This window comes from Bacillus sp. 05T21 (genome assembly GCF_056396785.1).
This window is the reverse complement of record NZ_JBFTMD010000076.1, coordinates 1-1,792: the sequence shown is the minus strand read 5'-3', so window position 1 is coordinate 1,792 and position 1,792 is coordinate 1. Positions and strand designations below refer to the sequence as shown.

The 1,792-nt window shown below is 36.1% G+C and carries 1 protein-coding gene and 1 pseudogene; both read right to left on the bottom strand.

Annotation, left to right across the window (positions count from 1 at the left end; genetic code table 11):
* Window positions 1-74: 74 nt before the first annotated feature.
* Window positions 75-464 (bottom strand): annotated as a pseudogene (locus AC1DKZ_RS32695) (RNA-guided endonuclease TnpB family protein); the annotation flags it as partial.
* Window positions 465-908: 444 nt separating this feature from the next.
* On the bottom strand, window positions 909-1,792 hold an 884-nt coding region (locus AC1DKZ_RS32690; protein ID WP_476997960.1), incomplete at its 5' end, for an SGNH/GDSL hydrolase family protein.

Genomic DNA, 1,792 nt, shown 5'->3' with positions numbered 1-1,792 from the left:
TGAACTACCCCCACTTTCACTTCGTTTAGAAGAGGGGGATTCCTAAGTAAAGAGTTCTATCGAACTCTAATTTATTAGGCTATCTCCACAGTCCTTGCGGTTAGAAGCCTTATCGCTTCATTCTTTAGATTGATACTTGCGTTAATATCTCTATCATGATGTGTACAACAAGAAGGGCAGTCCCATTTACGTAGGTTTAGATTTTTAACGTCTTTGTTTTGATATCCACAACAAGAACATAATTGGCTTGAAGCAAATGTTTTCGATACGACAATGATTTGTTTACCGTACCATTCCGCTTTATATTCCAACATGGTTCGAAACTGTGACCATGATACCTCACTAATTGCTTTTGCTAACTTATGATTCTTTAACATATTAGATACTTGCAAATCTTCTATACCGATAACATCGTGGTTTTTGATGATTTCAGTTGAGATTTTGTCCAAGTAATCTTTTCTGGCATACAAGCACATGCAATTCATCTAACTTCTTCCAAAAATCTTCAACATCAGCTGGCCATTTCCCCCGAGCTATACATGAGATAAAAAGGTGTAAGAAATTAATCTACTAACCTCCTTTCGCCTTCTCTCTTACTCTCTAACAATACCCAATTCTGGTTCAAAAATAAGCCCAAAGAATTAATTAATTCCTTGGGCTTATTTTTAAAGTTAGGAAGCTACATTCTTTCTTCCTATTAATAATTTCACAGAACATGACCATCGACATGTATAGCGAAAGACACTTTTCCTAATCCACAGGACTTCAAAGCCTTCGTCTTGACTCACGTTTAGTAACAGGCATCGAAACCACTCATTATTGATGACTGCAAAAAATTTTTCTTCCTCAACCATAAATCTTTTATATTTCAATTAACTTTGCAACAGAAGTTTATAAAGCATATCGAATTATTGATTCACAGCTTTGACTACAAGTGCTGCGTATGCTTCTGCACCTACTTTGGTTAAATGCACACCATCAGATGCAAAGTAGTCTCTCTTTCCAGCACTTGCTGCATACCAATCGACTAGAGTTACATTCGGATATTTAGATGCTGTCACTTTCAATCTCTCATTCACGATTGATTCCCACGGACGTGGTACCCTCGTATTAATAAATATCATTTTACGTTCATTTCCAATTAATTCTATTAATAATACAAGTTGCTCCGTAGTAAAGGCTCCATTTGTACCTAACCCAATAATGACATAGTTTCCTAAATTCCCTTCATTCTTTAACTGTTCAACTACAGGAATCGCTTTTGACAGCTGGCGACCAATTTGTGCATCAATCCTAATATCAGGAAAAGCATTTTTTAAATATGGAGCAATATCAATCATAACGGAATCGCCTATCGCTGTAACGTTGGGAGAACGTTTAGGTTGCACAGAATTTACTTCTTTTGATTCTTCTTGATTTTTGGGCGTCTCTTGAGCTGGATTTTCCCGAATTGCAACTGGATGTTTCGCTGGTTGTGTTTGTACTGCTTCCACCTTATCTAGTTGAGGATTCTCCTTAGCCTTACTAACTTTTGATAACCCAAAAACGGCTATTGACGAAACGAATACTGCACAAATTAAAGCTAACTTAACACTTAAAGCGACATTTTGAAGCCTTAAATTCTTAAACTGAATATTTCGGAGCGCACCTTGTCGGATTGGTTTTTCAATATACTTCCATGAAATTTGCGCAATCATTATAATTAGAATAAATTGAAGAATTGCTCTTATTAGTGAAAAATCTCCAGCATTTACTTTTGGAGTCGTCAATGTAAGAATTGGATAATGCCAAA